The organism is Peteryoungia ipomoeae, assembly GCF_004912165.1.
Lineage (GTDB): Bacteria > Pseudomonadota > Alphaproteobacteria > Rhizobiales > Rhizobiaceae > Allorhizobium > Allorhizobium ipomoeae.
Map to the genome: position 1 here is coordinate 594,855 of NZ_STGV01000002.1, position 20,620 is coordinate 615,474.

At 59.6% G+C, this 20,620-nt stretch carries 20 protein-coding genes, 1 tRNA gene and 1 riboswitch; of the genes, 5 read left to right on the top strand and 16 right to left on the bottom strand.

Annotated elements, in window-relative coordinates:
• Window positions 1–5: 5 nt before the first annotated feature.
• The 9 genes from FAA97_RS09360 to FAA97_RS09400 form a co-directional block, all read right to left on the bottom strand.
• Window positions 6–1,085 (bottom strand): ABC transporter ATP-binding protein, encoded by a 1,080-nt coding sequence (locus tag FAA97_RS09360; RefSeq protein WP_136598253.1) that lies wholly within the window; start codon window positions 1,083–1,085, stop codon window positions 6–8.
• A 47-nt stretch (window positions 1,086–1,132) separates the two neighbouring features.
• Window positions 1,133–2,644, bottom strand: coding sequence for a glycerol-3-phosphate dehydrogenase (gene glpD, locus FAA97_RS09365; protein WP_136598254.1), 1,512 nt, complete (start codon window positions 2,642–2,644; stop codon window positions 1,133–1,135).
• A 91-nt stretch (window positions 2,645–2,735) separates the two neighbouring features.
• Complete coding sequence (locus FAA97_RS09370) at window positions 2,736–3,524, bottom strand: DeoR/GlpR family DNA-binding transcription regulator (protein WP_136598255.1); 789 nt, start codon at window positions 3,522–3,524, stop codon at window positions 2,736–2,738.
• A 62-nt stretch (window positions 3,525–3,586) separates the two neighbouring features.
• Window positions 3,587–4,597 (bottom strand): FecCD family ABC transporter permease, encoded by a 1,011-nt coding sequence (locus FAA97_RS09375; RefSeq protein ID WP_136598256.1) that lies wholly within the window; start codon window positions 4,595–4,597, stop codon window positions 3,587–3,589.
• A 35-nt stretch (window positions 4,598–4,632) separates the two neighbouring features.
• Complete coding sequence (locus tag FAA97_RS09380; protein ID WP_136598335.1) at window positions 4,633–5,586, bottom strand: ABC transporter substrate-binding protein; 954 nt, start codon at window positions 5,584–5,586, stop codon at window positions 4,633–4,635.
• 27 nt (window positions 5,587–5,613) lie between these two features.
• Window positions 5,614–6,399 carry an ABC transporter ATP-binding protein gene (locus FAA97_RS09385; RefSeq protein WP_136598257.1) on the bottom strand — a complete coding sequence of 262 codons (786 nt, stop codon included), beginning with the start codon at window positions 6,397–6,399 and terminating at the stop codon, window positions 5,614–5,616.
• Entirely contained in the window at window positions 6,396–6,803 is a 408-nt protein-coding gene (locus FAA97_RS09390; protein ID WP_136598258.1) for a DUF1636 family protein, read from the bottom strand. Before FAA97_RS09390 ends, FAA97_RS09385 begins: the two co-directional genes overlap by 4 nt.
• Window positions 6,804–6,906: 103 nt before the next feature.
• A riboswitch (cobalamin riboswitch) is annotated at window positions 6,907–7,135 on the bottom strand.
• Between the two features lie 113 nt (window positions 7,136–7,248).
• Complete coding sequence (locus FAA97_RS09395; RefSeq protein ID WP_246041380.1) at window positions 7,249–8,796, bottom strand: CRTAC1 family protein; 1,548 nt, start codon at window positions 8,794–8,796, stop codon at window positions 7,249–7,251.
• A gap of 68 nt (window positions 8,797–8,864) precedes the next feature.
• A complete protein-coding gene (locus FAA97_RS09400) occupies window positions 8,865–10,127 on the bottom strand; it encodes a vanadium-dependent haloperoxidase (protein WP_136598259.1) in 1,263 nt (420 codons plus the stop codon).
• A gap of 308 nt (window positions 10,128–10,435) precedes the next feature.
• On the opposite strand from FAA97_RS09400, the gene FAA97_RS09405 reads away from it, so the two are divergent.
• Window positions 10,436–10,738, top strand: a complete 303-nt coding sequence (locus FAA97_RS09405) for an Rdx family protein (RefSeq protein ID WP_136598260.1) — start codon at window positions 10,436–10,438, stop codon at window positions 10,736–10,738.
• Window positions 10,739–10,780: 42 nt separating this feature from the next.
• On the opposite strand, the gene FAA97_RS09410 is transcribed toward FAA97_RS09405, so the two are convergent.
• A complete protein-coding gene (locus tag FAA97_RS09410; RefSeq protein WP_246041381.1) occupies window positions 10,781–11,230 on the bottom strand; it encodes a BA14K family protein in 450 nt (149 codons plus the stop codon).
• A 205-nt stretch (window positions 11,231–11,435) separates the two neighbouring features.
• On the opposite strand from FAA97_RS09410, the gene FAA97_RS09415 reads away from it, so the two are divergent.
• Both FAA97_RS09415 and FAA97_RS09420 read left to right on the top strand, forming a co-directional pair.
• A tRNA-Leu gene (locus FAA97_RS09415) sits at window positions 11,436–11,522 on the top strand.
• A 144-nt stretch (window positions 11,523–11,666) separates the two neighbouring features.
• A complete protein-coding gene (locus tag FAA97_RS09420; RefSeq protein WP_136598261.1) occupies window positions 11,667–11,879 on the top strand; it encodes a hypothetical protein in 213 nt (70 codons plus the stop codon).
• Between the two features lie 32 nt (window positions 11,880–11,911).
• On the opposite strand, the gene FAA97_RS09425 is transcribed toward FAA97_RS09420, so the two are convergent.
• The 4 genes from FAA97_RS09425 to FAA97_RS09440 all read right to left on the bottom strand — a co-directional run bounded on the left by FAA97_RS09425 (window position 11,912) and on the right by FAA97_RS09440 (window position 15,075).
• On the bottom strand, window positions 11,912–12,304 hold the full coding sequence (locus FAA97_RS09425) for a hypothetical protein (RefSeq protein WP_206109988.1): 393 nt from the start codon (window positions 12,302–12,304) through the stop codon (window positions 11,912–11,914).
• A 69-nt stretch (window positions 12,305–12,373) separates the two neighbouring features.
• Entirely contained in the window at window positions 12,374–13,228 is an 855-nt protein-coding gene (locus FAA97_RS09430; RefSeq protein ID WP_136598262.1) for a C40 family peptidase, read from the bottom strand.
• Between the two features lie 12 nt (window positions 13,229–13,240).
• Window positions 13,241–13,588 carry a MarR family winged helix-turn-helix transcriptional regulator gene (locus FAA97_RS09435; RefSeq protein ID WP_136598263.1) on the bottom strand — a complete coding sequence of 116 codons (348 nt, stop codon included), beginning with the start codon at window positions 13,586–13,588 and terminating at the stop codon, window positions 13,241–13,243.
• Window positions 13,589–13,689: 101 nt separating this feature from the next.
• A complete protein-coding gene (locus FAA97_RS09440; protein WP_136598264.1) occupies window positions 13,690–15,075 on the bottom strand; it encodes a leucyl aminopeptidase family protein in 1,386 nt (461 codons plus the stop codon).
• 188 nt (window positions 15,076–15,263) lie between these two features.
• Here FAA97_RS09440 and FAA97_RS09445 point away from each other — a divergent pair, with 188 nt between their 5' ends.
• Window positions 15,264–16,028, top strand: coding sequence for a tetratricopeptide repeat protein (locus FAA97_RS09445; protein WP_246041382.1), 765 nt, complete (start codon window positions 15,264–15,266; stop codon window positions 16,026–16,028).
• 24 nt (window positions 16,029–16,052) lie between these two features.
• Here FAA97_RS09445 and FAA97_RS09450 read toward each other — a convergent pair whose 3' ends face one another.
• Window positions 16,053–16,640: an IMPACT family protein gene (locus tag FAA97_RS09450; protein ID WP_136598266.1), complete on the bottom strand. Its 588-nt coding sequence runs from the start codon at window positions 16,638–16,640 to the stop codon at window positions 16,053–16,055.
• A 1-nt stretch (window position 16,641) separates the two neighbouring features.
• Window positions 16,642–17,106: a hypothetical protein gene (locus tag FAA97_RS09455; RefSeq protein WP_136598267.1), complete on the bottom strand. Its 465-nt coding sequence runs from the start codon at window positions 17,104–17,106 to the stop codon at window positions 16,642–16,644.
• 250 nt (window positions 17,107–17,356) lie between these two features.
• Between FAA97_RS09455 and FAA97_RS09460 the strand changes: the two genes are divergently transcribed.
• Window positions 17,357–20,551, top strand: coding sequence for a DNA translocase FtsK (locus tag FAA97_RS09460; protein ID WP_136598268.1), 3,195 nt, complete (start codon window positions 17,357–17,359; stop codon window positions 20,549–20,551).
• The last annotated feature ends 69 nt before the right edge of the window (window positions 20,552–20,620 follow it).

Below are 20,620 nucleotides of genomic sequence, written 5' to 3' on the forward strand. Positions count from 1 at the left end.
GCTCCTCACGCGGCCATTTCGGCCGGCGCGCCGAGCGCCTTGCCATCGGCGCCGAACGCCATCAGGTGACGGGTGTCGATATAGACGTCGATCTCGCGATCGGGATCGATGTCGTGAATGCCATGCGCCAAACTGACCCAACGGGCATTTTCGTATTCGACGTGAATGAAGCTTTCGGAGCCTGCGATTTCCGAGACCAGCGTGCGCGCACGCATCGGCAGGGCAGACGGCAGAGCGGCGAGCGACAGATGATGCGGATGGAAGGCTATCGTCACGGGGCCGTCGGGGATCGTCGCCAGATGGGCCGGGACGGCCAGAACTTGGCGACCGTTCAGCTCGAAGTTTTCGCCGCGCTTGACCAGGTCGATCGTGTTCAGCGGCGGATCGGCAAAGGTGCGGGCGGCTAGCAGATCGAGCGGGCGGCGATAGACATTGATCGTTTCGCCGAACTGGGTGATCCGGCCTTCGGAGAGGGTTGCGGTATTGCCGCCGAGCAGCAGCGCTTCGGAGGGTTCGGTGGTCGCGTAGACAAAGATCGCGCCGGATTCGGCAAAGATCTTCGGCAGCTCTTCGCGCAGTTCTTCGCGCAGCTTGTAGTCGAGGTTGGCGAGCGGCTCGTCGAGGAGGACCAGCGTTGCGTTTTTGACGATGGCGCGGGCGAGGGCCGTCCGCTGTTGCTGTCCACCGGACAGATTAAGCGGCGTACGATCAAGATAGGGTGTGAGACGCAGGAGATCGGCAGCCTTGCGGACCTCGCGATCGATTGTCGCTGCATCCTTGCCGGCAACCCGCATCGGCGAAGCGATGTTTTCGTAAACCGTCAACGCCGGATAATTGATGAACTGCTGGTAGACCATGGCAACATTGCGCTTCTGAACCGGCATGCCGGTGACGTCTCGTCCGTCGAAATGGACAGTGCCCGAAGTCGGTTTGTCGAGCCCTGCCATAAGGCGCATCAAGGATGTCTTGCCCGAAAGGGTCGGACCGAGCAGCACGTTCAGCGTACCCCGCTGCAACGTCAGGTCGGTCGGGTGAATGTGAAATCCACCTCCCACCAGTTTCGCGACTTTACGCAGTTCCAACATATGTCCTCGGGCCTCCTCCAAACCGTCGGTCTTAATCAGATAGCAGGCTATGTAAGGGCGATTGCCTCCAGATGCGCGTCCAATTCCTTCGCCTCTTCAGGCGTGAAGAACAGACCCTGCTTCGTGCGGCGCCACAACACATCCTCTGCGGTGACCGCCCATTCCTTCTGGACAAGCCAGCGCAACTCTACTTCGTAAAGTGTACCACCAAAGTGCCGCCCGAGATCCTCAAAGGTGTGCACCTCAGCCAGCATGATCTTTGCATCGGTTCCGTAACTCCGGACCAGACGCTCGGCATGATCCCGTGTCAAAAAAGGCCACGATTTCATGATGTCAGCGACAAGAACCGAGGCTTCGGCAACGGCAAACCTACCCCCCGGGAGATGGCTTCCCGCAGTCCAGGCTGAACCTTTTGGACCAAGGACGCCAGCGATCTTTTCCAGCGCGTGTTCGGCCAGGCGGCGATAGGTTGTCAGTTTGCCGCCGAACACGTTCAAGAGCTGCGCTTCACCCGCCTGCCCCTCCAGCTTCAGCACATAATCGCGCGTGGCTTCCTGCGCCTTGGAGGCACCGTCATCATAGAGCGGCCGAACGGCGGAATAGCTCCAGACGATGTCTTCAGGTCGAACCGGCTCCTTGAAGTACTCACTGGCCGCACCGCAGAGATAATCGATTTCGCCCGCACTGATGCGAACATCCTTGGGGTCGCCGTGATAATCCTGGTCCGTCGTGCCGATGAGCGTAAATTCACCCTCGTAGGGGATCGCAAAGATGATGCGGTTGTCAGGATTCTGGAAAAAATAGGCACGCGGATCAGAGAATTTCTTGCGAACGACAATATGGCTGCCCTGCACCAGGCGGACATTGTGCACATTGTTGCGACCCATGGCGCCGGCAAGCACCTGATCGACCCATGGACCAGCAGCATTGACCACCATGCGGGCGCGATGAACCTCTTTCTCCCCGCTGCGCTGCGACTCCGTGGTGATGAGCCACTCACCACCATCGCGCCGGGCGGAGACGACACGGGCGCGACTGAGAATGCGCGCGCCCTTTGCCTGGGCATCACGCGCATTCAAGACAACCATGCGGGCGTCATCGACCCAACCATCGGAATACTCGAATGCCTTGGAGAAATTGGGCTTCAGCGGCTTGCCCGCCGGATCCCGGCGAAGGTCCAGCGTCCTGGTTGCCGGCAATAGTTTGCGACCGCCGAGATGATCGTAAAGAAAAAGTCCCAGCCGGATGAGCCAGGCGGGACGGACGCCACCTTTCTGGTATGGGAGCACAAAGCGCAGCGGCCAGATGACATGCGGCGCCATCTGCCAGAGCACTTCCCGTTCCATCAAGGCTTCCCGAACCAGTCGAAACTCATAGTGCTCGAGATAGCGGAGACCCCCATGGATCAGTTTCGTCGCGCCAGATGATGTGCCCGAGGCGAAATCGTTCATTTCGGCCAAGGCAACACTATAGTCGCGGCCGGCAGCATCCCGGGCGATCCCACATCCATTGATCCCGCCACCAATGACGAAAACATCGAATACCGGCTGCTCCGACATGCCCCCTCCTGCAATTCGCATTGCAGCAAAATTGCGCAACAGCGAAAGTCAGAGCATCTAAATCGAAATAAAAACGCGTGTCAAACGAAACTTAAATCAATTCGGCCTGTACGTTTGCAACGGAGGTTTCGATCAATCGGATATCCCGCTCTGCACAGATCTCCCGCAACACCGCCGAGGGACAGTGATCCGTGATGAAAGTGTGAATTTGGGAGATGTGGCCAATGCGAACGGGCGCCGTGCGCTCCAACTTCGATGCATCGGAGACAAGAATGACATGGCGGGCATTGGCAATGATCGCCTGAGCAACCTTCACTTCGCGAAAATCGAAATCAAGAAGGGCGCCGTCTTCATCGATCGCAGACACGCCGATCACGGCGTAGTCCACCTTGAACTGACGAATGAAATCGACCGCTGCCTCGCCGACTATACCGCCGTCTGAACCACGCACCACGCCACCCGCAATCACCACCTCGATTGAGGGGTAGACTCGCAAACGATTGGCAACGTTGATATTATTCGTGATAACCATCAGTTCTTTATGGTCGACAAGCGCCTCCCCGACGGCTTCCGTCGTGGTGCCGATGTTGATGAACAGTGAGGCATTGTCAGGGATGATGGCGGCTGCGGCCCGACCGATCGCCTGCTTTTCGGCCGCGGCCATCGAGCGGCGTGCGTCATATTTGACGTTCTCGTTGCCGCTCGGGAATACAGCGCCGCCGTGAATGCGATTGAGCACACGGGCATCGCAAAGGTCGTTCAGGTCCTTCCGGATTGTCTGAGGGGTGACCGCAAAGCGCGAAGCAAGCTCCTCCACCAGCACGCGCCCATGCTCTTTGGCCAAGGCGACGATTTCCGTCTGGCGTGTCGACAAGAGCATCAAAGCCTCCCGCTTCGTTTTTATTCAGTTTAGGTGAAAACGAACCTTGGGCAATAGCGCTGTTATCGTTTGCGCAGCAAGAGGATGAAGGCAATGCCGCCAACAAGGCCTGTAACCACGCCAATCGGCATGTCTTCCGGGGCCATGATGGTTCGCGCGACGATATCTGCAAGAACGAGTGTCACCGCCCCCACCAGGGCCGATAGCGGAATGACACGCACATTATCGCTGCCAAAAACCAAACGCACCAGATGTGGAACAAGCAGGCCGACAAAGCCGATGGCACCGGAAAAGGCGACCATCACCCCCGTCAGAAGCGCCGTTACGACGAAGAGTGTCGCCTTGAAACGTGCGACAGGTATGCCGAAGGTCGCGGCAGTCTCGTCGCCCATGGCGAGCGCGTTGATCTCGCGTGCCCTGAGCACCAGAAATGTAAGGGAAAGAGCAAGCGCAACTCCCGGATACAAAAGGTGTTGCCATTGCGCCAGACCCAAGCCACCGAGCATCCAGAACACCACGGTATGAGCCGCGCGGGGATCTGCGAGAAAGATGGCGAGATTGCCGAGCGCTGCCGCGACGAACGCGATTGCGACCCCTGAGAGGACCAGCCTCTCAGCCGACCCTCCCGTAAACCGGGAGACGGCCATAACGGCAAACGTTGCCGCCAATGAGCCCAGAAAGGCAAAGAGGGGTACGGTCAGCAGCCCAAAGATCAGACCGGTATGCAGAAGCGCGACAATCGCACCGAGCGCGGCGCCGGAGGAGACTCCGAGCAGATGCGGATCGGCAAGCGGATTGCGGGTCACGGCCTGAAGCACCGCTCCGACGACGGCAAGTCCTGCGCCAACCAGAGCCGCCAGGATTGCGCGGGGAAAACGCACATCCCAGACGATGCTTTCGCGTCCCAACGACCAGTCCACCTCGAACCAGTCAGGAGAAAGCTTGTTTCCGACGATTTGCCAGACGGTCTTGACCGGGATGGGGGTGGACCCAAACGAGACCCCTGCCGTGATGCAGAAAATCAGGATGAGACTGGCCAAAGCCACGCTGAGAAGAAGTTTACTCTTGGTCATTTCGGGGAGTGAGGGGCAATCCGCCCCTCTCCGATTCACATGCTGCGGGGATGAAAGGCATCGGCCAGTCGAGCGATCGCATCGATATTGCGTGGCCCGGGTGTTGCCTCGACATATTCCAGCACCACGAAGCGGTCCTGCTTCACGGCTTCGATATCCTTGAATGCCGGATTTTCCTTCATGAAGGCGATCTTCTGTTCTGCGGTAACGTCACCATAATTGACGATCACAACGACTTCGGGATTGCGCTCAATAACCGGCTCCCAGGAAACCTCGGTCCAGCTTTTTTCGACGTCATCCATGATGTTGACGCCACCGGCTGCCTCGATCATCGCCGTTGGAATCCCAAAACGACCTGACGTGAACGGCTTTTCGGTCCCGGAATCGTAGACGAACACCCGCACCGGTGCCTTGACGTCAGAGAGGCGCGAGGAGATCTCGCTGAGGCCTTTTTTGTAACCCTCAACCAAGACCTCTGCCCGCTCTTCGACCCGAAAAATCTTGCCGAGGTTAATCAGATCGATGAACATGTCATTCATGGTCGGCTTTGCCTTTGCCATGATATGTATGCAGGACTCGGTCAATTCGTAGACCTTGATGCCAAAGGAATCGAGCGTTTCGGGCGTCACCTCGCCGCCGACCTTCATGCCATAGTTCCAGCCTGCGAAGTAGAAATCCGCGTCGGCATTCAACAACACCTCCTTCGATGGATATTTCGGAGAAAGCTCCGGCAGTTCCTTGATGCCCTCGCGCAGGCTCTCATCCAGTGTCTTCCAGCCCGAGACACCCGTGTATCCAACCATGTGATCCTGAAGCTTCAGGGCAAGCATCATCTCGGTCAGGTTAACGTCGTTCGAGATGGCGCGTTTTGGCGGCGCATCGAATGTCACCTCCCGGTCACAGCTCTTTACCGTGACAGGTTCAGCAACGGCAGCGGTCGCAGCGATCATGACGCCAACGCAAAAGACGGCGGAGTTCAGAAGTTTCATAGTCACAAACGTGATCCTCTTAAAAAATCAGGAGGCGGCTAGGGAAAAGGTGAAACCGGAGGTGACCTCCGGACGCTTCCGAACCTTGACGCCAAAGGTGCCGGACAGCCGATCTTCGGTGAAAACGGTCCGAGCGGGGCCAAAGGCCGACATGCGGCCGTCCTGCATCAGCGCCGCCTTGGTGGCAAAGTCGGCGGCAAGGTTGATATCGTGCAGCGTTGCGATGACCGTCAGCTTGAGGCTGCTCAGCAGGTCCACGATCTCTAATTGATGTCGAATATCGAGATGGTTCGTGGGCTCATCGAGAATGATGATCTGCGGCTGCTGGGCCAGCGCACGAGCGATCAGGACACGCTGCTTCTCACCGCCGGAAAGCGTTGAGAAGGTGCGGCTGCTCAGATGCTGAAGATTGAGATGTTCCAGCGCGTGATCCGCCTGCTGTCTGTCAGCATCGGTCCAGCCCGCGAGCCCGACGCGCCAGGGGATGCGGCCCATCAGCACCACGTCCTTGACGGTGAACGGGAAGTCCGCCGGCATCTCCTGAAGGACGACCCCAATCTTCTGGGCGACCTTTCGCGCCGGCAGCGCATGGATATCTTCGTCGTCGACGTAAACGCTACCGGTCGTTGGGACAAGGCCTCGATAGAGGCAGCGCAACAGCGTCGTCTTGCCCGCCCCATTCGGACCGACAATTGCCAGGCGATCGCCTGCATCAAGGCTGAAACTGACCTTTTCGATCAGTGTGTGCGCGGCATTCGGACCCCAGCCGATGTCGCGTGCGGTGAGACGGCTGCCGATTGCATCACAACTCATTGCCGTACCCCTGCTACCGGCTCTGAGATGAGTAGAGCGGCGGGGACCCGCGCAAGCACTTTGCCGGCCAAGGAACGCGGGCGCTCAGCCTCACGTGTCATACCGTCCTCTCGCTGCGCATAAAGACGTGCGAAGTCGACGAGGGCATCGACATCCGCGTCCGGTTCGATGCCACCAAACAGATAGGTGGCCTTTCCAGAGGCCTGAAATGCGATCGTGCAAGGGCGCCGGCAACCCGCCATGCAGGCCGTTCCCTGGATCGAGAAATCGACGTCTGTGCCTACGCCGAGACGGTCCAGGCTCTCACCCAGACGCACAAGCAGAGCGAGCCCCGGCTTGCAGGCCGACCCCGTGACCCGGCAATCGGTACAGACCGTTACCGCGTGATGTTGAAGCTGGGCCATGACTGTCCTCCCCAGGTATGACCGGGAGGCGCAATGGCAAAATCGAGATGCGCTTGCTGGCGCAAATTTTCATTCGTATCCATCGGAACACCCCGTCCGCTGCGTGCATTTTCATTTGACGGCAGGTCTCCTGGCTCACGGATGTCTGCCGTCATCAGCCTTCCCGCGATTTCGCAGTGGCCTGGCGCTTGCGCGCCACAGGGATGAACGACAATCCGCTTACAGTTGCGGGGGCAGCCACGGTCTCGGTCCCGATTGGGTCGTCCTCACCGTGTTCCCTATTAATCCCCTCGAAGTCTTTCGATGAGGGAACCGTCACTCTCTGAATAGAGCCGCTGGCCTGCGATGGTCAAGCTCAAATACTTGAAGCGTTCTGTAATATCATTACATCAGCGTTGCAAGCAGCATTTTGTGCTCCATGTTTCCACGGCCCCTCCAAATTGCGTCAGCGCGCGGCCATATCGAGCGGCTCACCGGGCACCCAGGCCTCAGCGTCCTTGCCACGCCGGAGGATGTAGAAGTGATCAGACGACACGCTTTGCCAGGGGCTCGCCTCTCCATCCGGCCAGATTACGCGGAGCTCGGTTTCCGACAGATCGCCAAGGCCGAAATGGTGCCACCCCGCTTTTCCGCTGGCGTGGCCGCCGCCAACGGTGACTTCTCGACGCTGAACATGATCCCCGGTCTTCACTTCGATCCAGGCACCGACGGCATCGCTATTGGTGCCCTGCTGCCGGAGCGCCAACTGAAGGAAGCGACCCGGCTTGACGGTTGTGTTTCGCCAGACTTCTGCTGGCGATCCCTGATTGACGACAAGGAGATCCAATTTCCCATCGAGATTGAAGTCGGCGACCGCACCGCCGCGACCGGTTGCGACGCTCGCAACACCAGCGTCTTCCCCCAATTCAACGAAATTTCCATCCTGCTTCTGAACAAGGAGGTTGTTGGGGTCCTTTTCGGCAAAGTCAGGCATTTTGGCTACATTGCCCTTGGCAATGAAGAGATCGACCCGCCCGTCATTGTTCATGTCTTCAAAATCGGTATGCCACGCCGTGGATGGGCGGATCTCGCCGCCCATATAAGGTCGGTGCGCTGTTACCCCTTTGGCAAAGGCGATATCGGCATAGGAAGGCTTCGCACCGCCCTGCCCGGTGTTGCCTACAAGCTTCTGCAGTTTGTTGTCGGCCATGCTGGTCAGGAAATATTCCGGGTATCCGTCAAAATCGAGATCGCGAGAGGCGATGCCCATGCCCCAGATGCGCAGATATTTCCAGCCTTCCTGCTCCGTGTAGAGCGAAGGCGCTTCACCGGGCTTGACCCGCCAGAGCTGTTCCTGGCCGCCCTTGTAATATTCTCGGTCGTTGGAGACCCTGAGGGAGGGCGTGCCGGAGCGGTTCCAGTCGGTGAACAGGATAGATAGCGGGCAGAACGATGGCGTGAGAGCAAGAGGCGGGGCGAAACGCTGCTGATCAGGCGCCGCCGGCCGATGCAGCCAGTTGTCTGTACAGGATCCCCACGGTTCAAAATCCTCAAACCTGTCGATATAATTTCCAACAGCGAGAGTGGGCCACGTATTCGTGCCCTCCCAGATCGCTGAAAACGCCGTGGACCACGCATCTCCGCCATCCAGTCCCCAGCTCTCATTGGCCCGCTCGAAGCGGCATTCCCCTTGGCCGCGCAGCAATACGTTTTCACCGGAGCGGAGAAGGAAGACATCCATGATACCGTCACTGTCGACATCGATCGGATAGGCACCGATGACCTTGTCGAGCTCAAGGCCTGACGGCTTTTCTTCAAATTTCAGGGCGCCGGCAGCCTGGCTGCGATTGACGTAGAATTTTGCCTTGTCCTCACCACCGGCCAGCACGAGATCGGGAAAGCCATCATTGTTGCAATCGAATGCGCCCGCGCCACCGCCGACCATGAACTCCCAGTCACCGCGATAGAGGCTGGCGAGGCCACTCGTTGCCGTTTCCGGCTGGAAGCGTGGCACTACAGGTCTGTCATCCGCCCCCGCACTGCTGGCGCATATCAAGCCAAGGGCTACAAAAACCGCGCGCCTCACGAACGCGTCCTCAAGGAGACGGTACGCTCACCGATGCAGCGCCCCTGATCCAGACCACGATCGATCGCGGCGCGGAAATGGATACCCCCATAGAGACGCGAAATCCCAGCCTCCTCAGCGGCCGCCCAGAAGCTGTCGAAGGACCGGTTCGGGAGCTTGTCCTTTTCGTGCGTTGCGTCCGTGAATGCATAGTTCTCTCCGAAGAAGGCGGTGAGAACGGTGGCAGCCGCCCCCGACTGGGTCGAATGGCCGCTCGGATACTCGGGAAATGGCGGGGTAATGAGGAGCGGCTCCCACTTGGGGTCAATCACGCGGCGGACATATGTCACCGGGCGGACGAGATCGTAAGCGAATTTCTGGTTCCAGCATCCGATAAACGCATCGGCAAGTGTGATCCCGAGGCGCGCCAGCAGGTCGGCATGGTCTACCGCACTTGCATTCTGTCGTTCCAGTTGCTCCAGCGCGATCACGATCCAATGACCGGGTGGCGTTGGTGACAGCATGGGATCGTCGGACCAGAAGCGTGCGATGGCACGATGCTCCGGGGTCAGATTTTTGACCGCGTCATAGACCTCATAAGCTTCTTTGTAGAACTGAGAGTTCTTTTCCTCGCTATAGGCTGGTGGTGATGGCAAACCGCATTCAGCACCGGAGTTGAGCACGAAGGGTCGGTTTTCACCCCATTTCGGCAGAAGGGGTGTCTGCTGCTGGTTGATCAAGCTGGTCGGAACCCAGTGAGCCGGCCCCTCGTGCAGGGCATACTCAATGGGAAAGCCCATATTTTCGATCTGATCTCCGCCATCTCTTGCCGCCCAAGCGAGAATATGTGCGGCTACATCCCGACCATAGGCCTCACTTCGCGCGACCACCTCTGCTGACGTGTCTTCGCTGACCTGCGCCTTAAGCTTTTCCGTCATTCGCTTCAGCGCTCTTTGCCCTGTCGGCCCGGTATTACCGAAGAGTTTTGCTGCTGCCGACGAAAGCGCTGCCTGCATCACCACCGCTTCATCATAGGTCTCGCCAGCGACGCGCGGCGGGACAGGCTCCAGATCGTTAACCTGGCCGGCGAGCGTGGTGAGCGACCGATCGCCAGATGCCAATGCCTCGAAGGCGGTAATGCCGAGATACGCGAAAGCACGACTGGCCACTGGCGGGGAATAGGTAGGCGTATGTCGCGTGAGCTCGATCACCAGCCGATACCAATCGCGCAGGACCGTCTGCGCACCGGTCGGCGCAGCAGCCGAGGCTGACGATAGCATCCAGGACACCAATATGAAGGTTAACACGAGGGAACGCGCCACCACTGCCTTCATCATCCCCCTCCCAAGGTATTCGAAGCCATCTCAATCGATTGAAGACGGATTAAGCACGGGGTTGAAGCGCGGACAAGAGGGAGGAGTTCAACAACAGGTGCGCAAATTCCGCCTTCAGACATCCAACAAACAGAGATCGAAGGGGAAAACACTACTCAGGCAATGGATTTGAATCGCTGGCTGATGCCACAGTTACGGACAACCGCTGTGAGAACGCACGTCGATAGGTTTCAGCGAAAGCCAAGGATAATCAGATGGAAAAGCCCAAGGTGTCTATTGCCTACTGCACACAATGCAACTGGCTGCTCCGGTCGGCGTGGATGGCGCAGGAGTTGCTACAGACTTTTTCAACCGATCTGGGCGAGGTCTCGCTCATACCCGGTACGGGCGGCATGTTCGAAATCCGGGTCAATGGGGACCTGATTTGGGAGCGGAAACGTGACGGCGGATTTCCGGGACCAAAAGACCTGAAGCAGCGCATCCGGGACGTTATCGATCCGAATCGGGATCTCGGTCATGTAGACCGTTCCAGCAAAAACGAGGAGCTTGACACCTGACGCCGGAGGAGAGGCGGCTGATCGGCCGCCTCAAAGGTCCGCTCAATAGTAGGGTGAGCGGCACTTCTTGTAATAACCGCGACTTGCCAGGAAGGTATTGGTGCGCGGGTTGTAGGACCGATAGCGATCGAGGCACCAATCGACATGCCGTCGCCAGTTGGAACCGCGCGGTCTCGCTGGCTCATCGTAAACAGATGGCGGTGGCGGGCGACGATAGTGGCGCGGCGGCGGTGGATGGTACCCTGGCTCGTCGTCATAATACGGCGGAGGGTCATAGCGGGGTGGCGGCGGTGGCGGGCGACGATACCGCGGCGGCGGCTCGTCCCAGACTTCAAAGCAGCCATTAAAATCACAGACCAGATCGACATTTTCGACCAAGGCATTGTTGCTCATTTGCGGTCGCGCCGGAGCCGGCATCGCCGCCTCCGCCATGGATACGCACGACTGGGCACCGATCAGCGCCAAAGCCATGACGACACGCTTGTTTAACATTGTCTCTTTCCCTGCTTTCGAGCGAACACAATCGGATGTTCGCCTTAACGCGAATAGTGGGGGCGTCGATCACGGCTTTTTGACGACTGGGGTCATAGGCAGGGGTGGACAATGACAAAGCCGAGACCGGATTTTGCGACATGACATGAATTCTTCAAAAAGCCGGTTGACACCGCCGGGCAGCCCCAGTACATGGCTCCTCGTCGCCCAGATGGCGGAATTGGTAGACGCGCCAGCTTCAGGTGCTGGTACTCGAAAGGGTGTGGAGGTTCGAGTCCTCTTCTGGGCACCAAATTCCTTTCAGATCAAGGCCTTGTCCTGATTTGAAAACGTCGCAAGAAGCCCGGTTCGCCGGGCTTTTTTGTTGTCTGCGGAAGCCTTTGACCACAAGGGCTGCGCCTCCTTAGTTTTCCTCAACAGATTGCCGGAGAGTTCCTTGGAAGAGACCGTCGCCATCGAGACGCGCAGCGATTTTGCGCTTTGGGCCATCGAGCGCGCCAAGGAGATTGTCGCGCAGGAGGGAACGTCACTGGCGCTGGCTGCGCGCGATATGGACGAGGAAGCACTGCGCGAGGCAGGGCAAAAGCTCGGAACCGCGATCAGCGAAGCAATGCTGGAAGTCTTCGACGGTCTGCTCGGCCAAGAGTGATTCGTGACCGATGTCTGCAGAGTGCAGATCCTTCAGTCTATGATGCGCGGATTGACGCCGGGATACCACATGCGTCCGCTCGCCGGCGGCTGGGTTCCCTGATAGACCACACCGTTCTTCTCGCAGCGATAGACCGTATAGGGTAACGTGTCGCGCAGGTCACGGCGGTTGATCCGGTTCGGGATCACCGTCCGGGTCTCGCAATTCATCTCTTCGCCAAACTGCTGCGCCGGATCCTGTGGCTTGACGCCTGGCAGGTCATGGAACTGCACCTCGCCCGCTTTTCCCCAGGCAATCGCCGGATCCTGTGCTGCGGCTGGAACGACAGCGGCCAACAGGGCAATCGGCACGGCGACAAGGTGCGCACGCCCAAAGCGGGCGACCCAGGCCAAGGTCGACGATACCTTCAAAAAATAATCCGACATGCCGCGAGTTCCGGTTCTACTGCTGCCTGGATATAAGCGCTCAGCCAACCAGCGCCAAGGTTTGGCGGTTCACGTTTCGGCGATGGGACGGCGGTAGCCAGTGGGCTGACCATAGAGCCAACCGATGCGCTCGATGGCACCCTCCAGCGTCTCCCGCGCAACGGACATGGTATGGCCATTGGCGTGCAGCAGAGTTCTCTCATCTTCCATGATCGCCACATGGCCTTTCCAGAAGACGAGATCGCCGCGACGAAGCGCGTCACGTTCAATCACAATACCAAGCTTCTCTGCCTGCATGTCGCTGTCACGAGGGGCAGCCTCTCCGACCATGGCCATCGACAACTGCACCAGACCCGAACAATCGATCCCAAAGGCAGACTTGCCACCCCAGAGATAGGGCGTCTCGATAAAGCGGGCTGCGACATGGACATAGTCCCCGAGAGGGGCATCGCTCAATGCCCGCAGGTGTCTAGCGATCACAGCGTCGCCATTGGACAGCAGCAGATAAAGCATCCCGCGCGTTTCGATTTCGCCGACAATCGACAGCCGGCTACCCATTGACAGCGCCCGTCGCATTGGAAATTTCAGATCTGCGCCAGAGTAGACAAAAGTTCTGGGAACACAGACGACATGGGTCGGCTGTTGCGAGGGAGCCAAGGCGGATTCGGGCAGATAACCAACATAACCGTCAGAAGCGGCCTTGACCCAGGCAAAGCCATCCTTGCGCTCCAGAACGCCGACGGCCTCTCCGATCAATAGCTCTGTATCGATACCTGCGGTCAGATCGGGCCGAGGGCGCAACGGAACGACCGGGGCAGCGATCATTGCCGGTTGTGGTACAACGAAACGCTCTGCCTCGACCTGTCCCTGGAGCACCTGATCGGCAAGGTCGGGGCGATAGGCATTGAGGCGCCGATCGAGCATGTCCACTCTCCTTCAGCCGAGCTTGCGGCCATTGGCGATCACGCGGTCGCCGAGTTTTTCCAGATAAAGGGCACCGTCGACGGTGCGCCTGACGATGACACTGCGGCGATCAAATTCGTCACGCACACGGTCCACCAAACCCAACTGACCGAGGGTGTCGAGGGCGCGGGTGACAACCGGCTTTGCGACGTTCAGCGTTGCCGCAAGACCGCGAACCGTGTGCGGCGGTGGCACCAGATAGACTTCAAGCAGGATGGCAAGCTGGCGCAGAGTGAGATCGCGCGCATCACCGCGAACCTGTTCCGCAGTCACGCTATGCCAAAGGCCCAGGGCCTGGCTTGGCGTCATCTCGAGGCCCATGCCGCATCCCAACCATCGCGGCGCACCCTGCCCCGCTTCGCATGCCTATAATTCCGGCAAGCCTGGGCCGAAGCAAGAGCCAGGCGCGCAGAAATCAGCGCTCAGCCAAGGCTGAGATGACGATAGAGGGCTCGGATTGCCTGGGCTTCACCGCCGACGGGCGAATGGGCGCGCTCGCTCGGCGACCATCCGAAGATGTCGAAATGCGCCCAGGAACGACCTGGCGACACAAACCGCTTGAGGAAAAGAGCAGCCGTGACCGCGCCGGCCATGCCGCCCGAAGGGGCGTTGGTCAGGTCAGCAATCTGTGCTTTCAGCATCCGCTCGTAACCCTTGTAGAGCGGCAGGCGCCACAGCGGATCATCGACGGCAAGGCTTGCATCGGCGATGCCATGGGCAAGATCCTCGTCATCGGTAAAGAAAGGTGGCAGGTCAGGGCCCAGCGCCACGCGGGCAGCGCCCGTCAATGTGGCCATATCGATCAAAAGATCCGGCTCGCTTGCATCGGCATAAGCCAGCGCATCGGCAAGTATCAATCGCCCTTCCGCGTCGGTATTGTCGATCTGGACAGTCAGCCCCTTGCGGCTACGGTAGACGTCGCCGGGGCGGAAGGCGTTGCCAGCAATCGCATTCTCGACCGCGGGGATGACCACCGTGAGATCGATCTTGAGTTTGGCGTCCATGATCATCAGGGCGAGACCCAGGACATTGGCAGCACCGCCCATGTCTTTCTTCATCAGCAGCATGGACGAAGCCGGCTTGATATCAAGGCCACCAGTATCGAAGCTCACGCCCTTGCCAACGAGGGTTACCTTTCGGTGACCCTTCTTGCCCCAGCGCATCTCGATGAGACGCGGGGCGACCGTTGAGGCGCGGCCGACAGCATGAATGAGCGGAAAATTCTGGGCAAGCAGGTCATCGCCTGCGATGACGGAAACCTCCGCCTTGTAGTGCTCTGCGAGGCGTCGGACAGCACCTTCGATGTCCGCTGGGCTCATGTCATTGGCAGGTGTGTTGATCAGGTCGCGGGCAAGATAGACACCGGCGATCTGGCGCTTGATATCGGCTGCATCGGCATCCTGAGGGATCAGAAGACGCGGTTCGGTGACACGCTCTGAACGGTACTTGTCAAAGCTGTAGGCGCCGAGACCATAACCGAGCAGCAAGCGGTTGGCCGTCAATGGTGCTGTCTCGATATGCCAATCACCGGCGGGAAGCATTCGGGCAAGCTTGCCCGTCAGATAAGGGTTTTCCGAGGGGTTGCTCCCGAGGCCCAAAAGAGCGCCGCCCAGATGACCTTCCGCCGTTGGGACAAGGAGAAGGCTACCAGTTTCAGCCTTGAAGCCGGCCTTGCGCGCCCAGTCCAGGGCCACCGGATCAAGGGTCCCCGTCTCAACATGCGCTGGCGTGACCGCAAACACGGGAAGGGTTTTGCCACCCTTCGTGCTGAAGGGAGACGGACGTTCAATCAACTGGAAGGGAGCCATGGTTTTAATACTTTCAAGGGCGAATCGCAGAGCCTCGATTAACACTCCATTAGGGTTAACGGATTATTGCTTGGGTGGAGATTGCGGTCGATTCGCCAGACGAGACTGCAGATAAGTTTCGGGGCATGAACATGGTCGGTCGGGATAAAAGCGCGCAGCACAAAAGAATTGCAGTGGCAGTTGCCTTGATGGCAGGCCTATTGCTGGGCGTGACCGGCTGCGCCAGCAGCAAGAAACCTCTCACCACCGGTTCCATCCCCAAGCTGTCAAAACCCGTTGACTCCATGACGGAACCGGAACTGGCGCGCGCGGCAGAGGCCATCGGTCAATCCTACGAGCGCAATCCAATGGACCGGAATATCGGCCTTTCCTACGCCAATGTGCTGATGATGTCTGGTCGAAATGCCCAGGCACTCGCGGTCATGCAGCAGGTGGCGATAGCGCATCCGAGCGACCGCGAGACGCTGGCCGCCCTCGGCAAGGCACAAGCCGCCGCCGGGCAGCTTGAAAAGGCACTTGGAACGATCGGGCGTGCACAGACACCAGACCGCCCCGACTGGCGGCTCTATTCCGCTGAAGGCGCCGTCCTCGACCAGCTCGGTCGGTCCAGCGAAGCCCGATCCCGTTATCGTATGGCACTGCAGATGCAGCCCAACGATCCGAGCGTTCTGTCGAACCTCGGCATGTCCTATGTTCTCTCCGGGGACCTCAAATCGGCGGAAACTCAGCTTCGCCAGGCGTCGCAGCAGCCGGGCGCCGACAGCCGCGTGCGCCAGAACCTGGCGCTGGTCATCGGCCTGCAGGGACGCTTCCAGGAGGCTGAACAGATCGCGTCCCAGGAACTGAACCCGCAGCAGGCGGCAGCAAACCTGCAGTACCTGCGTGGTATGCTGAGCCAGCAAAATTCTTGGAAGCAGCTTGCCAAGGAAGACAAGGCGAAAAAGGCAAGCTGACAAGGGAAATACCGGAAACAGCGTTCAATCCGGCAGGACGAGTCGACTCCGGCCACTGGTTAGATCCCGCAGCAACTCTGCTACCCGTGCCTCATCGCCTTGGCGGAGGCTCACGGTCAGCGTGACACCCTCGGCCTCAAACGTCTCCGACAGAGTCAGGTGATCAACCGCCTGCAGCCGGGCCTTGACCAATGCCAGATCCGAAAAACTGCAGAAGGCCTCGGCGCTCGTCATTGGGATGACCTCCCTCTTCTCCGCCAGGCGCAACATTTCGGCAGCGGTGCCGCCGTAGGCTCGCATAAGACCACCGCTGCCCAAAAGGATTCCGCCGAAAAAGCGGGTGACCAAGACAACGATCGCATCAAGAGCCTGACCGTCGATCGCCTGCAGGATCGGCTTTCCTGCGGTGCCTGATGGCTCCCCGTCATCGGAGAAGCGATACGTCTGGCCAAGCCGCCAGGCCCAGCAATTGTGATTGGCCGTCGGGTTCGAGCGGGCTGCGAGAAAGCTCCTTGCCTCCTCTTCGGAGCCGATGGGGGTTGCCATCGCTATAAATCGGCTCTTCTTGATCTCTCGAACCTGTTCCACCTCATGTGCAAGGGTGAAGGCCATGTCACTTCCCGTCCGCAGCGACCCGGCCGAGAGGCGCAGCGAATTGGGCCTCATTGTCGCAAAGCCAACCTTCCAACGCCTTGACGACGGATAGCCGGAGCGCGGCTTTCATCGCAAGCGCACGGGCGAGCGATGGGTCACGGGCGGAGAAACCAAGCTCGCCCATGATGGCCGAAGGCGTCATTCGCCGCTTGCGCATGACCATCTCGATCCGCGCAATGGTGGAGGGCAAGAGGTAGCGACCATTGGCAATGAGCAGCTCCGTCTCGCGGCCCATGTCTGCTGCAGCTTCGCTTGCAAGCACCGTCTCCTGATCCTCTAACGACGCCGTCATGGAGGTCTGATGTCCTGATGCACGCGACTCAGCGGCCACGAGATCAAGGAAGGCGCGACGTTCCTCGGGAGTGGTGACGCTCCAGGTTTTCAGCAGCTTCTTCAGATGATTGGGTTTGATTTTCTTCGACATCGGGCTTTCCGTTGGTACTCCCTGCCTAGCCCGCCCCCGGCGCGAAGGCGAGAAAAAAAGTTAAGGAGGAGCACATTCTGTTCAGAGCAAATTTTGCCTTTTGGTGCAGCGGGATCCGAGCCTTTGAAAGGGAATTTTGGCTGTCGCTCATTAGCAAAACACGGAGCAAGGCAAGCAGTCATTAACCTTTATTTTCTACTGAAAGAGGCTGTCACAGTGTTTTCGTATCTCGTCAGCGTTCAGGTTTTCGATGCACCCTCCCCGTTACAATTCCGCTTTTCAGAACAATCAGTTGGGTGAGGACCAGGGACAGTCTCGGGCCGGAATGGGCACTGCTGCCGCCAATGGCGCAGCATCTCAGCCCAGCCGCGCTGCCGCAACCGACCAGATGGCCGCCAACCAGATTGAGGGGCATGACGACATGCCAGCCTGGCAATCAGCTTTTGTGCTTGGGCCAAATGTGCGGTTTACCCGTACGCCAGACCGCGTGGCTCAACCACGCAACGAACCCGAAACAATTGAGCCGGTTAACGTCCAGCGCGCGCAGGCAGTCCAACCTGCCGGCCAGTTTGCACAGGCCCAACAACGGCCAGCGACCGAAGCACCGCCAGTTTTGCCTGCGGGCCGACCTGCTGTCCCGGCACAGAACGCACCGGTAGCAAGCTCGGCATTTGAAGCGATGCGGAAAGCGGCACCGGCGGCCACGCAACCTATGGGCCAGAATCGTGTGCCCGCCTCGGTGGTACTGCCGCAGCCTCCGGACGCTGTCGGCGCTCGCGCTCTCACCTATAAACTTCGCCGGGAACTGGCACGCCAGCAGGCCGAGCAAGCCGCCTGGGAGTCCTCTGTCGCGACAGAGACAGCGCACGGTTTCGTGCCGCAGTCATTGACGGTAAATCCCGCCCCCTTGGTCCAAGGCATGCGAAGTGCCATTGCCACGACTCAATCCGCAAGAGTTGGCGGCACTCAGACAACCGGCTCCGCAATTACCCCAGCTTCCGTATCGCAATCGACTGCGATGCCGACTGTGAGCCAGCCCCCTGCAACGCCGATCACCCACGTGCCGCAGGTCAACGCTCAAACCGCTCATCAGCCGATGCAGCAGTCTGCACAGGGTGTTTCAGATCAGACAGGGGTGGTCCGTCCCGCCCATGCGCGCAACGTGTTCTTCCGCCCTGCAGCGCCAGCGACGCAACCGATCGCGAGCGGTCAGCCGTCTGCGATGTTGTCGATGGGGAAGGCTAGCCCTCCTAGCGAAGCGGTATCGCCCGCTTATGGTCCACATATGACTGTGGGGCGTCCAGCAGGTGCTGTGTTGGCGTCTACACGCGGTCAGGCCCCTGCCACAGACCTTGCCACCGCACCGGCAATGGCAGCAGATCGGCCTGCATCCCAGCCGGAGACCGCCGCCATCGAAGCCCAGTCGCGCCTGCCGATCAGCGCCCTATTGTCGGACCACATCTTCTTCGAGGCCATGTTCGAGCCGGCAGAGCCCGCTGCCAGCGTGGCTGTCCACAGCACGCCCGTGGCAATGATTGCTGAACCAGCCGTTGAGCCGATGCAGCAGCAGACCTTGCCGCCCCGTATTGCCAACCGGACTGTCCGCTCCATCGAAGTTGCACTTCCGACAACACCGATATCGGTAACAGCGAAGCCTGGGATCCGGGTCGCCTGGCCGGCGTTCGATGCACCTGTTGGCTCTGTTGTCGCGCTTTATCGTGAAGTCGCACGGCGCGAAGTGTCTGGTATCGCTTTGGCCGTCGGCATGACGACATTGCCCATCGAACAGGTCGTGGCTGCACAAGTGGCCGCTCACTCGATCATACCGGTGTCGCATCCGGTGACCTCCGCACGCCAGCCGCTCTTCCGTGCTCAACAGGCGCTTGGCGAAGGCGAGTACGAACTGCCGCCGATCAAACTTCTGCAGCAGCCACCAGTCCGCACCACCACGACCATGACGGCCGAAGCGCTGGAACAGAGCGCCGGCCTTCTGGAAAGCGTGCTGGAGGATTTTGGCGTCAAGGGTGAAGTCATTGACGTGCGACCCGGCCCGGTCGTCACGCTTTACGAATTCGAGCCGGCACCCGGCGTCAAATCCTCCCGCGTGATCGGGATTTCCGACGACATCGCCCGCTCCATGTCGGCGCTTTCTGCCCGCGTCGCGGTCGTGCCCGGCCGCAACGTCATCGGCATCGAACTGCCGAACCCCGTGCGCGAGACCGTCTATCTGCGCGAACTGATTGAGACGCCTGAATATTCCGAGAGCCGCTACAAGCTGCCGGTTTGCCTCGGCAAGACCATCGGCGGTGAGTCCGTCATCGCGGAACTCGCCAAGATGCCGCATCTTCTGGTCGCCGGCACCACCGGTTCGGGCAAGTCGGTGGCGATCAACACGATGATCCTGTCGCTGCTCTACCGGTTCCGGCCGGACGAATGCCGCCTGATCATGGTCGATCCGAAGATGCTGGAACTCTCCGTCTATGACGGCATCCCGCATCTGCTGACCCCCGTCGTGACGGATCCCAAGAAGGCCGTGATGGCGCTGAAATGGGCGGTGCGCGAGATGGAGGATCGCTATCGCAAGATGAGCCGCCTCAGCGTGCGCAATATCGATGGCTACAATGCCCGCGCCGCACAGGCCCGCGAAAAGGGCGAGACGATCACCGTCAGCGTACAGACCGGCTTCGACCGCCAGAGCGGCGAGATCGTCTACGAGGAACAGGAACTCGATCTGTCGCCGATGCCGTACATCGTCGTCGTGGTCGACGAGATGGCCGACCTGATGATGGTGGCCGGCAAGGAGATTGAAGGCGCGATCCAGCGACTGGCGCAGATGGCGCGTGCCGCTGGCATCCACCTGATCATGGCGACCCAGCGCCCGTCCGTCGACGTCATCACCGGCACGATCAAGGCCAACTTCCCGACCCGCGTCTCCTTCCAGGTGACCTCGAAGATCGACAGCCGCACCATTCTGGGTGAACCGGGTGCTGAACACCTGCTCGGTCAGGGCGACATGCTGCACATGGTTGGCGGCGGCCGCATTGCCCGCGTGCATGGTCCCTTCGTTTCCGACGAGGAAGTCGAAAAGGTTGTGGCGCATCTAAAGCTGCAGGGACGGCCGGAATATCTCGGCACGGTGACCGAGGATGCGGACGAAGCCGAAGAGGAGCCCGAGGAAGATACCGCCGTGTTCGACAAGGGCGCCATGGCGGAAGAGGACGGCAACGACCTGTTCGACAAGGCGGTCAAGGTGGTTCTGCGCGACAAGAAATGCTCGACCTCCTACATCCAGCGCCGCCTTTCGATCGGCTATAACAAGGCTGCTTCGCTGGTGGAGCGCATGGAGCAGGAAGGCATCGTCGGCCCGGCGAACCATGTGGGCAAGCGGTCCATCATCGTCGGCGGCCGCGAGGCAAGTCCGGTGGCCGAAGACTTCGACAATTGACACGTTAAGGCCGCGTTTGCTGTTTGCGATCGCGGCCTTCCATCTGTTTGGCGGTAGACATCTGACGTG

What these genes read in the sequence shown, in the direction of transcription:
- FAA97_RS09405 (WP_136598260.1), top strand. Translation starts at nt 10,436, where the DNA reads ATGGAAAAGCCCAAGGTGTCTATTGCCTACTGCACACAATGCAACTGG.
- FAA97_RS09380 (WP_136598335.1), bottom strand. Translation starts at nt 5,586, where the DNA reads ATGAAACTTCTGAACTCCGCCGTCTTTTGCGTTGGCGTCATGATCGCT.
- FAA97_RS09435 (WP_136598263.1), bottom strand. Translation starts at nt 13,588, where the DNA reads ATGGGCCTCGAGATGACGCCAAGCCAGGCCCTGGGCCTTTGGCATAGC.
- FAA97_RS09385 (WP_136598257.1), bottom strand. Translation starts at nt 6,399, where the DNA reads ATGAGTTGTGATGCAATCGGCAGCCGTCTCACCGCACGCGACATCGGC.
- FAA97_RS09425 (WP_206109988.1), bottom strand. Translation starts at nt 12,304, where the DNA reads ATGTCGGATTATTTTTTGAAGGTATCGTCGACCTTGGCCTGGGTCGCC.
- glpD (WP_136598254.1), bottom strand. Translation starts at nt 2,644, where the DNA reads ATGTCGGAGCAGCCGGTATTCGATGTTTTCGTCATTGGTGGCGGGATC.
- FAA97_RS09455 (WP_136598267.1), bottom strand. Translation starts at nt 17,106, where the DNA reads ATGTCGAAGAAAATCAAACCCAATCATCTGAAGAAGCTGCTGAAAACC.
- FAA97_RS09430 (WP_136598262.1), bottom strand. Translation starts at nt 13,228, where the DNA reads ATGCTCGATCGGCGCCTCAATGCCTATCGCCCCGACCTTGCCGATCAG.
- FAA97_RS09445 (WP_246041382.1), top strand. Translation starts at nt 15,264, where the DNA reads ATGGCAGGCCTATTGCTGGGCGTGACCGGCTGCGCCAGCAGCAAGAAA.
- FAA97_RS09440 (WP_136598264.1), bottom strand. Translation starts at nt 15,075, where the DNA reads ATGGCTCCCTTCCAGTTGATTGAACGTCCGTCTCCCTTCAGCACGAAG.
- FAA97_RS09460 (WP_136598268.1), top strand. Translation starts at nt 17,357, where the DNA reads ATGCACCCTCCCCGTTACAATTCCGCTTTTCAGAACAATCAGTTGGGT.
- FAA97_RS09410 (WP_246041381.1), bottom strand. Translation starts at nt 11,230, where the DNA reads ATGTTAAACAAGCGTGTCGTCATGGCTTTGGCGCTGATCGGTGCCCAG.
- FAA97_RS09400 (WP_136598259.1), bottom strand. Translation starts at nt 10,127, where the DNA reads ATGCTATCGTCAGCCTCGGCTGCTGCGCCGACCGGTGCGCAGACGGTC.
- FAA97_RS09370 (WP_136598255.1), bottom strand. Translation starts at nt 3,524, where the DNA reads ATGCTCTTGTCGACACGCCAGACGGAAATCGTCGCCTTGGCCAAAGAG.
- FAA97_RS09360 (WP_136598253.1), bottom strand. Translation starts at nt 1,085, where the DNA reads ATGTTGGAACTGCGTAAAGTCGCGAAACTGGTGGGAGGTGGATTTCAC.
- FAA97_RS09390 (WP_136598258.1), bottom strand. Translation starts at nt 6,803, where the DNA reads ATGGCCCAGCTTCAACATCACGCGGTAACGGTCTGTACCGATTGCCGG.
- FAA97_RS09375 (WP_136598256.1), bottom strand. Translation starts at nt 4,597, where the DNA reads ATGACCAAGAGTAAACTTCTTCTCAGCGTGGCTTTGGCCAGTCTCATC.
- FAA97_RS09450 (WP_136598266.1), bottom strand. Translation starts at nt 16,640, where the DNA reads ATGGCCTTCACCCTTGCACATGAGGTGGAACAGGTTCGAGAGATCAAG.